Source organism: Moraxella atlantae NBRC 14588, from assembly GCF_001591265.1.
Taxonomy (GTDB): Bacteria; Pseudomonadota; Gammaproteobacteria; order Pseudomonadales; family Moraxellaceae; genus Faucicola; species Faucicola atlantae.
In genome coordinates this window covers 1-17,485 of sequence record NZ_BCUL01000026.1, presented here as the reverse complement: position 1 = coordinate 17,485, position 17,485 = coordinate 1, and the positions used below count along the sequence as shown (strand labels likewise).

Sequence of the window (17,485 nt, the reverse complement as noted above, 5' to 3'; positions counted from 1 at the left end):
CGTAACGTCCAACGTTTGGCATCGTCCAGATAGGTGTAAATCACAGGCACGACAATTAAGGTCAGTAGCGTTGAGGTTAATACACCGCCGATAATCGCATGTGCCATCGGGGCTTGTTGTTCCGCGCCTTTGCCCACGCCAAGCGCCAGTGGCACCATGCCCATAACCATCGCGGCGGTGGTCATCAAAATCGGGCGCAAGCGCGTTTGCCCTGCCTGCATGATCGCGCTGTGGCGGTCTTGTCCGTTTTCGGTCGCGGTTTTGATAAAGTCAATCAGCAAAATCGCGTTTTTACACACCAGCCCCATCAGCATGATGATGCCAATGATAGAAAAAATATTTAGTGTCGAGCCCCACAGGTACAACGCAAAAAACACCCCAACCAATGACAATGGCAACGCCGCCATGATCGCCACGGGGTACAAAAAGCTCTTAAACTGCGAGCCTAGCAGCATATAAATAAAAATGATTGCCAACAGCAACGCGGTTGCAGCATAGCCCAATGATTCTGCCATGTCTTTGTTAGCACCTTGCACCGCAAAGCCATAACCAGCTGGCAATTTCATCTGCGCTTGCACAGCGGCGATATCGCGCCCGATGTCGCCTGCAGGTCTGCCGTTGGTGTTGGCTTTGACGACAACTTCACGGCGCAAGTCACGGCGGTTGATTTGTGACGCGCCTGTGGTTGCCTCAAAACGCGCCACTTGTGACAGCGGAATCAACAGCGGTACGCCGCGTGCGTCGGTTTTACTTGAGGTCAAATACAGCCGCTGCAACTGCGCGATGGTGCGGCGATCGTCATTGGGCAGGCGTAAGTTCACATCGATGTTGTTGCCTTGCGCGTCTTTGAATGTCGTCACATTGTCGCCAGCCAGTAGGGGGCGCAACGCCTGCCCAATTTGCCCAACCGACAGCCCTGCGTCATTGGCTGCCAAGCGGTCGATGGTGACATTGACGGTGGCCTTGGGATCGGTCAAGGTGCTTTCTACGTCAATCAAGCCATCAATACCATCAAGCCGTGTCATAAAATCATCGGCAAGCTGCGCAAGTTTGCCCAAATCATCGCCTGTGATGGAGATTTGAATGGGTTTTTCGCCGCCGCCAATCGTGTTGTCCGCCGCGGCAACCGAGGTCACTTGGATACCGCCGATTTGCGCCAACTGTTCGCGAATACGCTGCGTCATGGTGGTCAAGTCTTGGCGCTGATCTTTGGGCAATAGCGTGACCTTGACTTGCACGTGGTTGTCGCCGCTATACGCCAACGTATTAACCGCCGCATACGTGCGCGTGACCTCAGGCATGGCGGCAAGCACGCGCGCAACCTGCGCTGTTTTTTGCTGGGTATAATCCACGCTGGCATTGGTCGGTGTTTCAAAGCGCACCGTGACGTCATTCATATCGGCTTGGGGGACAAATTCACTACCCACCAACTTTGCCGCGCCAAACGCCAGCACCAACGAGCCAACAGCAATCAATAGGGTGACAAAACGTCGCTTCAAGCATAAGCGCAAAATACGGCTATACACACCCGTCAGCCACGTCAGACCGCGCTCAAACTGCCACAACACCCACGCCAACGGACGACGGGCAAAACGCGGATGCACGCCATGATGTCCTGCCGCTGCGTCGGGGTCATGCCACACCGAGGACAACATCGGGTCAAGGGTAAAGCTGACCAACATCGACAGCAGCACCGCCACCGACACCGTCACCCCAAACTGATAAAAAAACCGCCCGATAATCCCGCCCATAAACGCCACAGGCAAAAACACCGCGACAATCACCAAACTGGTTGCCACCACCGCCAAGCCAATCTCTTGCGTACCATCGAGCGCCGCTTGCCGTGGTGGCTTGCCCATCGCCGAATGGCGCACGATGTTTTCACGCACCACAATCGCATCATCAATCAACAGCCCGATACACAGTGCCAACGCCAACAGCGTCATCATGTTGATGGTAAAACCAAGCAGCCACACCACTGCCAATGTACCAAGCAGCGCGATCGGCAACGTCAAGCCCGTAATGATCGTTGAACGCCACGAACCCAAAAACAGCCACACGATAAACACCGCCAAAATCGCGCCTTCAATCAGCGTACGCACCACATTGCCAAGCGCGCCGCGAATATTGACCGAGCTGTCTGCGACCACCTGCATGTGTACATCGGGCGGCAAGGTTGGTTCAATCTCTGCCAAGCGTTTGCGCACGCCATCAACCACCGCCAGCACGTTGGCATCCGAAGTCTTGATGACATCCATCGCTACGGCAGGCTTGCCATTGACCAACGCCGCCGAAGCAGCATCGGCTTGCCCGTCGCGAATTTGCGCGATCTGCGACAGATACACAGGCACGATTTGCCCCGAAGGTGTGCGGTTTTGCGCCACCACCAGTTGCCCAAATTCGGCAGGTGACTTGACGCGCCCGTTGATTTGGACGATGGTTTGTTGGTTATTTTGCTCAAGCGTGCCCAAAGGCAGCTCAACGTTGTCATTTTTGAGCGCGTTTGCTACTTGATTGACCGACACGCGATAGGCATTCATGCGTTCAGGCTCAAGCGCAATACGAATTTGGCGTGGACGATTGCCAAGCAAATCCACCCGACCAACACCTGACACAGTTTGCAAGCGTTTGCTGATATCATTTTGTAAAAAAGTCGAAAGCTCACCGACACTCATGCGCGAGCTGTCAAACGCTACCGACAATACGGGCATGTCAGCAGGGTTAAACTGCGCCACAATCGGGTCATCGACATCATCACGAAACTGTGGCGTAACCAACGCCAATTTATCGCGCACGTTTTGAGCGGCAACATCCGATGACATGTTAAGGTCAAACTGGACAATCACCTGCGACATACCTTGACGCGATACTGACATGATTTCTTTCACGCCTGCAATGGTGTTGATTTGTTCTTCGATTTTTTCGGTAATATCTAACTCAACGACTTCAGGCGACGCGCCTGCATACGTTGTACTGATGACGACAAACGGGAAGTCAATATCGGGGAATTCTTCAACCTGCATGCGCTGAGTGGCTAACAGCCCAACCACCATAAACGCCAACATCATCATCGTGGCAAACACGGGGTTGGCGATACTGATTCGGGTCAGCCACATGGCAACGTCTCACACACCGATAGCAAAACTACTTAACCACCACACGCTTGCCTGCATCATCGGGCTGTAATGGCACCGTGGTAACCACCGTACCTGCCTCAATACCGCTAACCAAATACTGATTGGTTGGCGCGTCTTGCCGGATGATAGTGACAGGCTGATGGCGCAAGCGGTGATCCTGCCCGATAACCCAAACCATGCCTATCTGTGGCGTTGTGGTGGGCGCGGCAGTGGCACTGTCTAGGCGTACGGCAGTGGCAGGCAGCAGCACGCCCGTTTGCACCTGCCCATAAGACAGTGTGCCTGTGGCAAACATGCCTGCGCGTAAATCTTTATTGGGCTGCACGGCGACGTAAATTGTCAGCTGGCGACTGGTGGGATCAACTTGCGGCGCGATGCGGCTGATTTGTCCGACATACGGCGCGGTGCTTGGGGTGGTTAAAGACGCACCGCCTGCCTCTTGTGTGCTGCGGTCGGTCTGTCTGCCGACGCTAAACGGTACGCTTTGCCCGACCGAAAGCTGACTTTGCGCCTCGCTGGGCACATTGGCAGCAAACTCAAGCTTATTGGGATTGACGATTTGCATTAAGGTCTGATTGGGCGCAACGACTTGCCCCACATCGACACTACGACTGGCAATCACGCCATCGCTTGGAGCTTTGATTGTGGTGTCGCCAAAGCGTTTTTTGATGTTGGCAAGTTGAGCGCGTTTTGCCACCACCGCTTGCTGCTGTGCGATAGCATCAGCGACGCTACGGTCATATTCGATTTGGGCGACAAAGCCTTTATCCAGCAGCATTTTGTTTTTTTGTGCCAAGGTATCGGCGACTTTGGCTTGTGCTTCGGCGGCGGCAACGTCGGCTTCGGCTTGCGCCAATTGGTTTTGCGTATCAGCGATATCCAAAATCACCAAAGGCTGCCCTTGCTTGACCGCGCTGCCCACATCAGCAAGTACTTGTTGAACCTGTGCATTGACGGTGGATTGCACGGCGGTTTGTTCGGCGTTTTGCAGCGTACCTGTCACGGTGGTGCTGGGCTGATAGCGTTCGGCCTTGGCGGTGGTGATATCATCGCCAATCAGCGCGATTTCATCATCTGCCAATGCTGCTTCAGGGGCAGAGGCGTTGGCGGCACTTTGTTGGCGGCTGATGGACGCGCGTTCCTGTGCTGCACTTGGTTCATTGGCATTGCGGTTGCAGGCGGTCAGGCTCAATGGCAAAAGGCTTGATGCCAAAAAACCGATGACCCAACAGCGTTGGATGATCAGATGATTAAGTTGCCGCATACGCTTTATCAACCTTGCTTACCAAATCAGATAAATGAGGACAAACCGCCAAACAATAACACAAAAAAACCAGTTTAGACGATTTGCCTTACGCTGACAATGCGTTATTTTGCGCCCAATATCGCCCATTTGGTGGCAGTCTTGTAAGCAGATGGCGTATTTTAGGCAGCGTTATCGTAAATTTAAACCAACTTGTCATTTAGTCAAGTTTTATGGTTTATCTTTGGCTAAAAAGTGTGCTATATTTTTAGCAATATTTTAGCATGATTGCCGATACAAACTGACATCAAATTAGGACACAATTATGGACGCGAATTTTTCAGGTTTAAAAGTCATGATTATTGACGACTCAAAGACCATCCGCCGCACTGCCGAAACCTTGCTAGAAAAAGCAGGCTGCGAGGTCATCAGCGCGGTTGATGGCTTTGATGCCCTAGCAAAAATCGCCGACAGCAACCCTGATTTGATTTTTGTTGATATTATGATGCCACGCCTTGACGGCTACCAAACTTGCGCGCTGATCAAAAACAACGCCGATTTTGCCGACACGCCTGTGATCATGTTGTCATCAAAAGATGGTTTATTTGACAAAGCCCGTGGGCGTATTGTTGGCTCAGATGAATATCTGACCAAGCCGTTTAGTAAAGAAGAACTGTTTGATGCAATCGAGCGTTATCGCCCTGCCCAAGCTTAATTGGTTTACTAAATTTGCCTAATCAAACAGGCAGCCATGCCCAATAGCCATTGGGTAAAAGTTTGCTGGGTATGGATATCGTCATAAAATAATTGCGTTAATTGATAATTTAAAAATATTTAACCACTGATAAGGAAAAACCATGGCTAAGATTTTGATTGTTGATGATTCGCCCACCGAAATGGCAAAGTTTCGTGAGATTTTGCTGCGTCATCAGCATGAGATCATCGAGGCACATACGGGCGAAGAGGGCATCCAAAAAGCCAATGAGCTAAAGCCAGATATCATCTTGATGGACGTGGTTATGCCTGAGATGAACGGTTTTCAGGCAACGCGTAAAATCAGCCGTGATGCCGCCACCGCGCATATTCCGATCGTGATTATCAGCACCAAAAACCAAGAAACTGACCGCGTGTGGGGCAAGCGTCAAGGTGCCAAAGACTACTTGACCAAGCCTGTCAATGAGGCGGAGCTCATCCAAATTATCGGCTCACTGTTGGGACAATAAGCCGTGGCGTCTAATGGATTTATTGAGCTTTTACGTTTGGCAGATCGCGCCGAGCGTCGCAAACGAGGCGGACGTTTGGATGAGACATCGCAATGGCAAGGTGTGGCGTTTCGGGTCGGTGATTATCAGCTTATTGCACCGTTGGGTGATGTTGCCGAGGTGTTATCGGTACCTGATTTTACCAGCTTGCCCTTAACGCAGCCTTGGATGATGGGCATCGCCAACGTGCGCGGGCGTCTGCTGCCATTGACGGATTTAGCAAATTTTTTGGGGCTGGCACAAAGCGCGCGCCAAACACGCCAAAAAAAGCTGTTGGTTATCGATCAGCCAAATTTATTTAGCGGACTACAGGTCGATGAGGTTTTGGGCATCATGACATTTTATGAGCGTCAATACGAACCTATCGCGCTGTCTGAACAATCTGCCTTAGCTCCCTATACACATGGGCGTTTTCACCAACAAAACGAATACTGGTATATTTTTATGCCCAGTTTATTGGCAGAAGACCAACAGTATTTAAATGCTGCGTTGTAAGACTGGCTGTCAGACTATCAGGTAAGTACGCGCAGATTTAATATGGTTTTATCAAAAGATCATCATGAGCATGGCTGCTTGGGGTATGAGCAGCTGCCAACATGAACTGCTATGACATCAGCACTGGGCAAGATGATCACAGCTTAGCAAAACAGCCTAGCAAAACGATGATGCGACACAAAACGCACCACAAGAATTGGTACACTGAATTGAGGAAGCTTACGCATGGTTAGTCGTCCAACCACCACAGAAAAAAACGCTGCTGGCTCAAGTCAGGGCACGCTACAATCTGCCAAACAGGCGACAGCGACAGATCAAGGCGCAGGCTTATTGTGGCTGTTTATCGCGCTGACGGTCTTGGCGTTTTTGTACATGGTATACAATTTTGCCCACACCATGGCGCAAGTGAGTGCGGCAGAAGCGGTAAATCAAAATCTGCTACTGCACATCGGGCTGCCTGCGCTGATCGTCTTGGTGGGTATTGGCTTGGTTAGTTATGTGGCGTATCGCCAAATCACCGCCAAGCAAGCGATTGACCAAACCGCCAGTGAACAAGACTTACGCCGCCAACGCCAAGCGATGGAAGAAGAAACCTTGCGCTCACAAAGAATTCAAGAAGAAAACGAGCGTAACCAAATGGCAATTTTGCGCTTGCTGGATGAATTGGGTGACTTGGCAGAAGGTGACTTGACCGTCAATGCCACGGTATCAGAGGATTTCACAGGTGCGATTGCTGACTCAGTCAACTTTGCGATTGACCAATTGCGCCAACTGGTAGCAGCGATTAATACGACTGCCGAGCGCGTTGCGGTGGCATCGGTTGATACCCAAACCACCGCGGTACAGCTTGCAGAAGCGTCCGAAAACCAAGCGCAAGAGATCGCAGGCGCATCTGCCGCGATCAATCAAATGGCGGTTTCGATTGACCAAGTATCATCCAACGCGACTGAATCAGCACAGGTTGCGGATCGCTCGGTAGCGATTGCCCACAACGGGGCAGAGGTGGTACAGCGTACCATTGACGGGATGAACACGATTCGCGACCAGATTCAAGAAACTTCAAAGCGAATTAAGCGCTTGGGCGAATCGTCACAAGAAATTGGTAACATCGTGGGTCTGATTAATGACATCGCCGACCAAACCAATATTTTGGCGTTGAACGCAGCGATTCAGGCATCGATGGCAGGGGAAGCAGGACGCGGCTTTGCGGTGGTTGCCGATGAGGTACAACGCCTTGCAGAACGTTCAGCAACCGCGACCAAACAGATTGAAACACTGGTCAAAACCATTCAGGCAGACACCAACGAAGCGGTTATGTCAATGGAATCAACCACTGCCGAGGTGGTACGCGGTGCACGCCTTGCCAAAGACGCAGGTGAAGCACTTGAAGAGGTGCAACAAGTATCAAACAATTTGGCGGCATTGATTCAGAACATCTCGAACGAAGCACGCCAACAGGCCGCATCGGCAGGTCATATCTCAAACACGATGAATGTCATTCAAGATATTACCTCGCAAACCACATCAGGTACACTAGCCACAGCGCGTTCGATTGGTCAGCTTAACGAGATGGCAGCCGAACTACAACAATCTGTATCGGGCTTTAAACTACCTGACGAGATGTTGGCGCACTGATCTGGTAAATGAGTCGCGCTGTCCATCGCGCTTGGATTGGTGTGACATACCATTGATAAAAGGTAAAAAAAGGGTGAAAGCGCGTTTCACCCTTTTTTTTATACACACGCTATCTTAAGCTGCATGAGCACAAACAGTTTTGATAAGATTTGGTATTTTGCAAAGCCATAGCACACAAAAAAAGACGCAAACCAAATCCAACCGAGTGGATGAATATGTCGCAAACAACCACAAACCAACCCAAGCCTTTATTTAGCCAAGCCTTGTCTGCGCTTGAGCAAGCGATCTATGCTGTTGGCACGCCCGATGTCTTGCTAAATCTACAAACCTTGGCGCAGCAATTTGCGGAACACGGCTGGCGACAGCAAAGCCAAACACTTGCCGATGTACTAGCCGATGCCAAGCTGATGGCGCAAGATGACGAGCTAGCCGCCAATGTCGGCTGGCAGGTCGAGCGTCAGTTGCAAGATTTATACAGCTACTTATTGCAAGCAACAGATACGCTGACAAGCACAGTCGCGCGTGGTGATGAGCCAAGCTTGTTGGCAGCCCAAGAGCAGCTAGCGGCAAACCAATCGCTGTTGCAACATGCTGCTGACCCTGCGCCTGTGTTAGCAGAATTGGATTTTTCGGCATTAATACGGCTATTTGAAAGTTTGCAATTGATGCATGCAGCAGAGGTTGCCGAGCAATTACAAACCCTTGCCCAAAGCACAAGCCTAGCCGATGTGACCCAGCAAGCCGCGATTTGCCACCAAGCAATGGCAGCGATGATCGGATTTGACCAAATACTTACGGATTTGGCAAATCAAACGGTCCATGAGGCAAAACTGACGGATATTGAGCAAATCTTGCAAGGCAAAGCGGATGCGTTAGTGCACGCTGATACACCCAACGAGCCGATTTCAACCACCGATATGTATGCCTCAGTCACCCACCTAGATCTAGCAGATGCAGTGGATGATCATGCCGATGGTATGACAGCAGATCAACCCACGATTGAGCAACCCACTGCCCAAGCAGATGCAGCAGAATCCGATGCGCTGATTGCAGCGCGCGCAAGCTTAAAGCCCGATGATGATAGCAGCGATGATGATATCCGCGAGATTTTTATCGAAGAGGCCGAAGAAGTCTTGGATGAAATGGATGCTAACTTAGCCGTCTGGCAGACTGATCCAACCGATCTTGCGGTACTCAAAGAAATTCGTCGCGGCTTTCACACGCTCAAAGGTTCAGGGCGAATGGTCGGCGCACTGATGCTTGGCGAAACGGCATGGGCGGTAGAAAATATGCTCAACCGCGTGCTAGATGGTACCTTGCCAGTTAGCGATGATTTGGTCGCATTTATTCGCGATACGCGTGCCAAAATCCCAACGTTGGTGCAAGACTTTAGCCAAAAACAACCGCCCAGTATTGACCCTGCTGTGGTGGTGTTGCAAGCCACCAATTTGCTGCACGGGCAGTCGATTGATACAGGCTTGACCGCAACAAGCGTCAGCCAACCTATGCACGCTGTGGAGCAGGCAGATTTGCACATCACCGCCGATAGCGACACACCAATGATGCCTAGAGCAGACAAGGCGTATGATGACACAAGCATAGCACCCACCGAAAACGCCACGCTACCTGCCGACTGGCAAGTGCTGGTCGATGCCATTGAGCCTGTGGCAGATGCACCTGCCGATGAAGATATTCAAGAGATTTATATCGAAGAGGCGCATGAGGTCTTAGATACTATCCGTCCGTTGTTTGATGATTGGCAGCACACCACCGATGATTTAGATACCCTCAAAGAAATTCGCCGTGGTTTTCATACGCTCAAAGGCTCAGGGCGGATGGTTGGTGCCAATCAGCTGGGTGAGTTGGCGTGGTCGATTGAAAATATGCTCAATCGCGTGCTTGATCACACCGTTGCCGTATCATCGGGTATGGTCAGGTTGCTAGCCGATGTCTTGGGTAATTTTGACGGTTTGGTGGATCGTTTTGCTGAGCAATCTGGCTACCCCGATGATGTGTTTTTGTGGCAAGCTGCTGCCCAAGCCTATGCCAAGCCCGACGCTGCGTTGGATTATGCGCTGCTGACTGGCGCGTCAGCTGACACCACCGCCGCACCTGTGACTGCCGATACGGTAGCAGAGGATGTGGCAGCAGATGGCGTGGACGATTTGGATACCATCGCTGATGATATTTTTATCGAAGAGGCGCAAGAACTACTAGAGAAGATCGATGACTTTATTCAGCTAGCGCGGGCAGCGGCAGCAGCTCCGCTGGTCGATACATCAGACGATGAGGCGCAACCTGTCGAAATCTTAGTCACCGATGGTTTGGTGCGTGCGTTTCATACCTTGCGCGGCGGTGCGGCATTGTCTAACATGCCGATGGTGTACGCCATCAGCGCAGCACTTGAAACAGCACTTGGTGACCTAATGGCATGTGAGCAGGGGCTAACTGCCAGTCAGATTAGCCTTGTCACCCAAGCGCGTGATGAAATTTGGCAAGCGGCGATTAGCGAATATCACGCCCAACCTACCACCAAGCACAGCATAGAAGATACCGATCTGAGCACCATTACGCAGGATTGGGTGAGACGCTTTGATGCTGCCCAAATGGTCGAAGGCTTACGCGTGCATGACTTGCTGGCACTTGATATTGACGCATTGTTGGATGTCAATGTTAACGCGCTGGCTAGCCTTGCACAAGAGGCACAAGCACAACAAAATGATTCCCAACCAGCGGACAGTAGCGTACCTGTCATAGATGACGAGCAAGTATCAAGCGATACGCCAGCTTCCGATTGGTCGGTGCAAATCGCGCACTTGGCACAGCAAGCTGAACGGCTTAATGAGCGTTGTACAGGGTACAAATACGCCCGACTGACCACAGCATTGGCGCAAGTTTATCAAGCGTTGCAACAAAATCCTGAGTTTTTGCAAGACTTGGCATTGGCAAACGCGCTGGCTAAACTGCACGAACAGCTGATTGGCATGTGTGATGCAATCGCGGCAGGTCTGAATGTAAAAATCGATGAAGCCAACGTGCAGGCATTGATAAATCGCCTAGAGATGTTAGACGACACGGCGCAGTTGGCAGACTTGGTGTATGAACCTATCGATACCGACATTGACTTGGTGGATGTGTTTGTTGAGGAGGCACAAAACCTACGCGAGGCGATCCAAACCAGCTTTGGGCAATGGCAAAACGCGCTAGAATCCACCACAATCGTGGCAGAATTGCGCCGTTATTTCCATACGCTCAAAGGCGGTGCCAACATGATTGGGCTGCTAAGCATTGCTGAATTGGCGCGTTATGCCGAGATGTTGTACCACGCACTTGCAATCAAACAGCTGGAGCCCAGCCCCGAGATGGTCGAGGTTATGCAGCAAGTGCATGAGACCTTTGATGCGCAAATGTATCAGCTGACCCAACACCAACGCTCATTTTTTGCCACACGCTTTATCGGGCAGTTGGCTGATCTTGTCAGCGGTCGCCAAAGCGTGTATGGCTTGCGTTTGCGTGTGCCACCGTTGGTCAAGCAAATGCGGCAAGCGGCACAAGCCACCGAAGCACCTGCGCTTGAGACCCCTGACTTGCCGACTATTACAGAGTACACGCCAGAGGTCGTCAATAATCTAGAGGCGCGGCGGCTTGCGACTTGGCACGGTCAGGAGCCTGACCCCGATTTGCTCAATGTCTATCTAGAAGAGGCGCGCGAGCTGATTGACAGCAGCAGCGAGCACTTGCAAGAATTTCGCACCAATAACAGCGATTTAGGTGCGCTACAAGCCTTGCAGCGTGAATTGCATACCATCAAAGGCGGCGCGCGTATGGTCGGCGCAGAAGGTGTTGCGACCCTTGCCCACGAGATGGAAACCATCTACGAAGAGCTTGGCAGTCGGCGCAAACCTGCAACGCGTATGATCAGCAATCTGTTAGCAAGTTGTCACGACTGGCTGGCAAGCGCGGTGTTTGTATTAGAAAATAACTACAACCCACAAACCCCGACCGCCTTGATCGATGCGCTGATGGCATTCTTGCGTGATCCTGATAGCTTGCACGAGATTCCGCAAAGCTCGCTGGAAAAACAGATTGAACAAATTGAGCTGTATCACACCGCACTGACACAAAGCACACAAAAAGTTGAGCGCGACTTGTCGGTGATCCCATCGATGCAAGGCAACTTTGAAGTGGCGCAAGAGCAAACCGCTTCAACGGCTGAGATGCTGCGGATTTCGGCAGGCTTGATGGAGCGCATGATCAACCTATCGGGTGAATCTGCCATCAACCGCGCACGCATTGAGATGGGTATTTCAAGCCTCACCAACACCATTGAAGAAATGGGCATCACCGTGCAGCGTCTTGCCGACCAGCTGCGACGCATGGAAACCGAACTTGAAGTACAGATTTTGGCACAAATTGGTGACACCCAAGCGGCGATGGAAGATGACTTTGACCCACTGGAGATGGATCAATACTCAGCGTTAAACCAGTTGTCTAAGTCGCTGTCAGAGTCAGCATCGGACTTGCTTGATATCAACAACACGATGCTAGACAAAACCCGTGACACCGAAAACCTATTGTTGCAGCTATCGCGCACCCAAACCGAGCTGCAAGACGGCTTGATGAACTCACGTACCGTACCGTTTTCACGAATCACGCCGCGCCTACAGCGTATCGTGCGCCAAACTGCTACTGACTTGGGCAAAGCGGTTGAGCTACGTATCATCAACGATGAAGGCGAAATTGACCGTAACATCTTAGATCGCATTACATCACCACTTGAGCACATGCTGCGTAACGCCGTGGATCACGGGATTGAAAACAGTGCTGAGCGGATTGAGCAGGGTAAACCGCGTACGGGGCGTATTACGCTTGAAGTGTTACGTGAAGGCGGTGAGATCGTCATTCACCTAACCGATGACGGGCGTGGTATTAACGTTGATGCCGTGCGCCGTAAAGCGATCGAACGGGGGCTAATTGCTGCCGATGACACGTCGCTTAAACCGCTTGATATCATGCAGTATATTTTTAATGCAGGGCTATCTACCTCATCGTCTGTTACCCAGATTTCGGGGCGTGGCGTAGGTATGGACGTGGTGCAAAACGAGGTCAAACAGCTTGGCGGCGTGGTTGTGGTTGAGTCAGAGCTTGGCAAAGGTTCACGCTTTACCATGCGTTTGCCGCTGACGGTGGCGGTGTCCGATGCCTTGATGGTGCGTGCAGGTGATCGCTACTTTGCCATCCCGTTGGTGCAAATTGAGCGTATTGTACGCGTCAATCCTGACGTGGTGTATGACTTCCACCGCTCCTCTGCCAACACACTTGAGCTTGATGGCGCAGATTATCGCTTGCGCTATCTCAACCAAATTTTGTATGGCAGCGATCCGCTAGAGGCACTGCATCAGCAGACCACCAGCGTACCTGTTATCATCATCCGTAACGAAACGGGGCAACGCTTGGCATTGCAAGTCGATGGCTTGGCAGGTTCACGTATTGAGATGGTTGTTAAGCCGTTAGGGCGGCAAGTGTCGCATATTGCAGGGATTTCTGCCGCCACCATCATGGGCGATGGCTCGGTCATGCTGATTTTGGACTTGATCGCACTCATGCGTAACGTTGGCGCAAGCCCACAACACAGCGTCAGTAAGCCGAAAAAATCAGCCTCACAAAAACCTGTCGTGCTGATTATCGATGACTCGGTGACGGTGCGTAAAGTGACCTCACGCTTGCTTGAGCGCAATGGCTACGAAACCCAAACCGCCAATGACGGTGTGGATGCGCTAGAAAAACTGCAAACCTTAACGCCTGATATCATGCTATTAGATATTGAAATGCCGCGTATGGATGGCTTTGAGGTAGCCACGCAGGTACGCCATAATCCACGTCTTAAAGACGTGCCAATTATCATGATCACCTCACGCACAGGCGAAAAACACCGCGAACGCGCCTTGGCGATTGGCGTAACTGACTACATGGGCAAGCCGTTCCAAGAACAAGAATTGTTAAATGCGTTGGCACATTACACCGCGCAAGCCTAAAACGTTTGGGCTTGTGCGCGTCAGTCAAAGTTGGCTGACGCCAACCAACACTAACCGCATGGATTTATGTCATGGCACAAAACTTTATTAAAGCGTTTTCGGATAAAGAAGCGCTGAGTTCACTCAACATTACCAGAGCGCAGTTGGACATCGTGCGGATCCCCGTTGTTGATGCGCCTGACTGGATTTTGCCTGCTGATTTGATTTTGGCAGTAGAAGATTTTAACGAGCGTATCTGGACCTATCTATGGCAAGGGCAAGATGTTGCCGTATACCACCTGTTGCCAAAAACCATTGAACCAACACAAATTATTGTGGTAGAAAGTGCCACCGATGTGCATCGCTTGGGGCTACAAATTGCTGGTAAAATCAGCCACCACACGGTGCGGATTGCTGATATCAAAGATGTCACGCTGGATGATACCGAGCTTGCGACCCATGGCGATGCCCATGCCCCCGTCGCTCCGCCATCGGCAGCACCTATCGCAGCAGGCGCAAACTATACACCGCTTGCCACGCGGCAAGATTACGTCTATCAGCCAATCATGTTTCATGATGAGCTATGCGTCGTGCCCAATTTAGACAAGCTGTCGCACTTTTTGGTGGATCTAGATAGCTGACCACAGGCAGGTTGCCTTGCTTGCCCAAATATGGGATAAATCAAAGATCACAAATAAAAATGGTGTAAATGCCTAACGCTGTGCTAAGATTTTACCCAAGCTTTTGACATCTTTGGCAACTCGTTTGGCAACCAAGCAGGAAACTGGACACACATGGCATTGTATTCATATCGTGAGTCACCGCAAGCACTGACACCGCACAACACTTACCGTTGGTCGCTAAGTGCGCGTATTTTTCATTGGATCAGTGTACTGCTACTGCTGCTTACTTGGCTGATGATCGTGCTGGATGAAAACTTCAACGGGGATTTTATCAGCATCCATAAGGCATTGGGGCTGAGCATGATGTGTTGGACAATGGCGCGGCTGATTAACCGCGGTTTTAGCCACGCGCCAAAACCGTTACCCATGCCACGTTGGCACACGCTGCTGGCGCATTTTACGCACGCCATGTTGTATGTGCTGCTGCTTGCCATGCCGTTGGCAGGTTGGTTTGCTACCATGTATCGCGGCTATGACGTGAGTTTTTTTGGCTTGTTTGATATCCCCACACTGGTGAGCACCAATCGAGATTTGGCGCGTACGCTGTTAGGTTGGCACAAAGATATCTTATGGCCAGCACTGCTTGCGTTCACAGGCTTACATATCTTAGGTGCGTTATATCACCAGTGGATTCGTAAAGATAACTTAGTTAAACGCATGATTAAGTAACGTCTTTTTATCAGATCAACGCAGCAAAAATAAAACCGCGTCCAATAGCTGACGCGGTTTTTTATCTACAACAAAAAGTTAGCGTTGGCGCGCACTGGGCAATAACAGCTCCGAGCGCAGCGGCAATTGTGGCGATAATTCAAGCAGCGCGCGCCGATAGACGTTGCGCTTAAACGCCACCACTTGGTTGAGTGGATACCAGTAGCTCACCCATTCCCAGTGGTCAAACTCGGGTTTGGCGGTATCAAAACGGATATATTCGGTGTTTTTCTCATCCAGCTGGAGCAAAAACCATTTTTGTTTTTGTCCAATACACAACGGATATTGCCCTTGGCGAATGTATCGCTTGGGTAGGCGATAGCGTAGCCAGCTTTGGGTCTGCGACAGCAGCTTGACGTGCTTGGGATATAGCCCGACCTCTTCCCACAACTCGCGGTACATGGCATCGGTGGGGGACTCACCTGCATCAATACCGCCTTGTGGAAATTGCCAGGCGTTGTGCCCGATACGTTTTGCCCACAGTACTTGCCCGTGTGTATTTGCCAAGATGATACCGACATTGGCACGAAAGCCATCTGCATCAATCATGACGATTACCTGTGATTAAATCATTGTACAGTTTAATACACAGTCTAACACTGTCATATTTTGGCGTGATGAAGTGATACACCTACCAAATCAAACACACTTCATCCAAACAAGCAGCGTTTAAAAAAATTGGCGAGCAAACATAAACCAAATCAGCGCATACCGACAGCGGTATACGCGTTTACCAGTGGACACATCGGGTCAAAAATCTGACTCATGGGCATCGGCTGACCTTATGACAATTCATTTAACTCACCGATGGCTGATGGGCGTAAGACACTAGCGTATATCGCCCAAACCATCTGTATTCATCGCGCTGCTCAGACGTTGTGCGTCTGTTATTGTTGTAATACCACTTCTTGCCAAACACGCTTTACAACATGCTGCCTACAGCAGCATTTACCACACAATAAAAATATTGACAATGCTTTGACTGTTGTTTAGAGCTATTAAACCAGTTTTTGGACAAAAAGTGTAATGTTTATTTGCTATAAATTGTTTCAAGATGATGAAAACGGCATAATAAGCGCACATGATCCAAAGTTTTTGAATCGGGGATAACGATGAATGTAGACATTGAATGGCTGAAAAATGCCGATGCGATTAATTTTGCTGCCACCAGTGCGCAGGGGCATCGGGTGGTGATGGATTCAGCACAGACGCTGGGTGCTAAGCCGATGGAGTTGATTTTGATGGGTTTAGGTGGCTGTGCTAGCTACGATGTGGTCAGTATTTTGCAAAAATCGCGCCAAGCCATCGAGGGCGTGCGTTGTCATGTGGATGCACAACGCGCCGATGCAATCCCTGCGGTATTTACCGATATCCATCTGCATTTTGTGGTGACTGGGCGCAATATCAAACCTGCACAGGTGCAAAAGGCGATTGAATTGTCGGCAGAAAAATATTGCTCGGCATCGCGTATGTTGGTCGCAGGTGGGGTCAATATCACGCATGATTTTGAGATTGTCGAATTGGCATAAATCGGCACACGGCTAAGGGGTGGGTATGTTTACGCTGTTACATTGGCTGCCTGCAACCACAGGAAGTGTGGTGGTGGCAATGGTGGTGGCAAGCCTGTTGCCGATGCTATGGGTGTATATTGCCAAGCTGTTGGCAGGCTTTGGTATCAAGGATAATCACGCGCCGCGTGAGTTTATGGCACGCGCGACAGGTGCGGCAGCGCGAGCACGTGCAGCAGAGCAAAATAGCTACGAGACTTTACCACTGTTCTTGGTCGCAACGGCGTTGGCATTGGTATATTTTGTACCGTTGTCAGCGGTGAGTGCGTTGGCCTGGATGTACGTGCTGCTTCGGGTGTTGTATGGGCTGGCGTATATCGCCAATTGGGCATTTTTTCGTTCAGCGGTGTGGGCATTGGGTTTGGCGTGTCCGTTATTGCTGATGTATTTGGTATATCGCATGTCGTAAAGCCAATACGATTGAATTGTTTATTAATGTTAAAAATACTTATAAAAACAATGAATTTCTTGACTGCTGTTGTTGCATGATATGTTGGGCGCATGCCTGTGGATCGGTGGGCATGGCGGCGTTGTTCGTGCAGGGGCTGACGGCGGTTTCAGCGTAGCTATGGGTAGTGCCACGCCTACGCCGTGACCCGTTAGACACGCAGTTGCAGGCGTTGTTTTGTGGGCATATTTTGTTGGGGACGTGGTTTAGCGTCGGTTTAGTCGTCACGAGAGTGTTATTTTGCACGGGGTTTAACGTTTTTTGAAGTAAAATTTTTAACTTTTAATAAGGG

11 protein-coding genes and 1 pseudogene are annotated in these 17,485 nt (G+C 50.6%); 9 read left to right on the top strand and 3 right to left on the bottom strand.

Going from position 1 to position 17,485, the window contains the following annotated elements; translation table 11 throughout:
• Nucleotides 1–3,116, bottom strand: a 3,116-nt coding sequence (locus MA2_RS09630) for an efflux RND transporter permease subunit (protein ID WP_067059290.1), incomplete at its 3' end; no start/stop codon positions are given.
• Between the two features lie 28 nt (nt 3,117–3,144).
• Complete coding sequence (locus tag MA2_RS09625; protein ID WP_079352257.1) at nt 3,145–4,401, bottom strand: efflux RND transporter periplasmic adaptor subunit; 1,257 nt, start codon at nt 4,399–4,401, stop codon at nt 3,145–3,147.
• A 304-nt stretch (nt 4,402–4,705) separates the two neighbouring features.
• On the opposite strand from MA2_RS09625, the gene pilG reads away from it, so the two are divergent.
• The 7 genes and pseudogenes from pilG to MA2_RS09590 all read left to right on the top strand — a co-directional run bounded on the left by pilG (nt 4,706) and on the right by MA2_RS09590 (nt 15,138).
• A complete protein-coding gene (gene pilG, locus MA2_RS09620; RefSeq protein ID WP_067059288.1) occupies nt 4,706–5,095 on the top strand; it encodes a twitching motility response regulator PilG in 390 nt (129 codons plus the stop codon).
• Nucleotides 5,096–5,237: 142 nt separating this feature from the next.
• Entirely contained in the window at nt 5,238–5,603 is a 366-nt protein-coding gene (locus MA2_RS09615) for a response regulator (protein ID WP_067059286.1), read from the top strand.
• Between the two features lie 3 nt (nt 5,604–5,606).
• Entirely contained in the window at nt 5,607–6,137 is a 531-nt protein-coding gene (locus tag MA2_RS09610; RefSeq protein ID WP_067059284.1) for a chemotaxis protein CheW, read from the top strand.
• Nucleotides 6,138–6,734: 597 nt separating this feature from the next.
• A pseudogene (locus MA2_RS09605) lies at nt 6,735–7,772 on the top strand (methyl-accepting chemotaxis protein); the annotation flags it as partial.
• 215 nt (nt 7,773–7,987) lie between these two features.
• Nucleotides 7,988–13,807 (top strand): hybrid sensor histidine kinase/response regulator, encoded by a 5,820-nt coding sequence (locus MA2_RS09600; RefSeq protein ID WP_245945342.1) that lies wholly within the window; start codon nt 7,988–7,990, stop codon nt 13,805–13,807.
• A 71-nt stretch (nt 13,808–13,878) separates the two neighbouring features.
• Nucleotides 13,879–14,427, top strand: coding sequence for a hypothetical protein (locus MA2_RS09595; protein ID WP_067059278.1), 549 nt, complete (start codon nt 13,879–13,881; stop codon nt 14,425–14,427).
• A gap of 153 nt (nt 14,428–14,580) precedes the next feature.
• On the top strand, nt 14,581–15,138 hold the full coding sequence (locus tag MA2_RS09590) for a cytochrome b (RefSeq protein WP_067059275.1): 558 nt from the start codon (nt 14,581–14,583) through the stop codon (nt 15,136–15,138).
• 78 nt (nt 15,139–15,216) lie between these two features.
• Here the strand turns inward: MA2_RS09590 and MA2_RS09585 are convergent, their stop codons facing one another.
• On the bottom strand, nt 15,217–15,726 hold the full coding sequence (locus tag MA2_RS09585; RefSeq protein WP_067059273.1) for an RNA pyrophosphohydrolase: 510 nt from the start codon (nt 15,724–15,726) through the stop codon (nt 15,217–15,219).
• Nucleotides 15,727–16,289: 563 nt separating this feature from the next.
• Here MA2_RS09585 and MA2_RS09580 point away from each other — a divergent pair.
• Nucleotides 16,290–16,706 carry an OsmC family protein gene (locus tag MA2_RS09580; RefSeq protein ID WP_067059270.1) on the top strand — a complete coding sequence of 139 codons (417 nt, stop codon included), beginning with the start codon at nt 16,290–16,292 and terminating at the stop codon, nt 16,704–16,706.
• Nucleotides 16,707–16,731: 25 nt separating this feature from the next.
• Entirely contained in the window at nt 16,732–17,154 is a 423-nt protein-coding gene (locus tag MA2_RS09575) for an MAPEG family protein (protein ID WP_067059268.1), read from the top strand.
• Nucleotides 17,155–17,485 lie beyond the last annotated feature (331 nt).

Excerpts from the sequence above, each read along its gene's own strand:
- MA2_RS09625 (WP_079352257.1), bottom strand. The coding sequence starts at position 4,401 with ATGCGGCAACTTAATCATCTGATCATCCAACGCTGTTGGGTCATCGGT.
- pilG (WP_067059288.1), top strand. The coding sequence starts at position 4,706 with ATGGACGCGAATTTTTCAGGTTTAAAAGTCATGATTATTGACGACTCA.
- MA2_RS09615 (WP_067059286.1), top strand. The coding sequence starts at position 5,238 with ATGGCTAAGATTTTGATTGTTGATGATTCGCCCACCGAAATGGCAAAG.
- MA2_RS09600 (WP_245945342.1), top strand. The coding sequence starts at position 7,988 with ATGTCGCAAACAACCACAAACCAACCCAAGCCTTTATTTAGCCAAGCC.
- MA2_RS09595 (WP_067059278.1), top strand. The coding sequence starts at position 13,879 with ATGGCACAAAACTTTATTAAAGCGTTTTCGGATAAAGAAGCGCTGAGT.
- MA2_RS09590 (WP_067059275.1), top strand. The coding sequence starts at position 14,581 with ATGGCATTGTATTCATATCGTGAGTCACCGCAAGCACTGACACCGCAC.
- MA2_RS09585 (WP_067059273.1), bottom strand. The coding sequence starts at position 15,726 with ATGATTGATGCAGATGGCTTTCGTGCCAATGTCGGTATCATCTTGGCA.
- MA2_RS09580 (WP_067059270.1), top strand. The coding sequence starts at position 16,290 with ATGAATGTAGACATTGAATGGCTGAAAAATGCCGATGCGATTAATTTT.
- MA2_RS09575 (WP_067059268.1), top strand. The coding sequence starts at position 16,732 with ATGTTTACGCTGTTACATTGGCTGCCTGCAACCACAGGAAGTGTGGTG.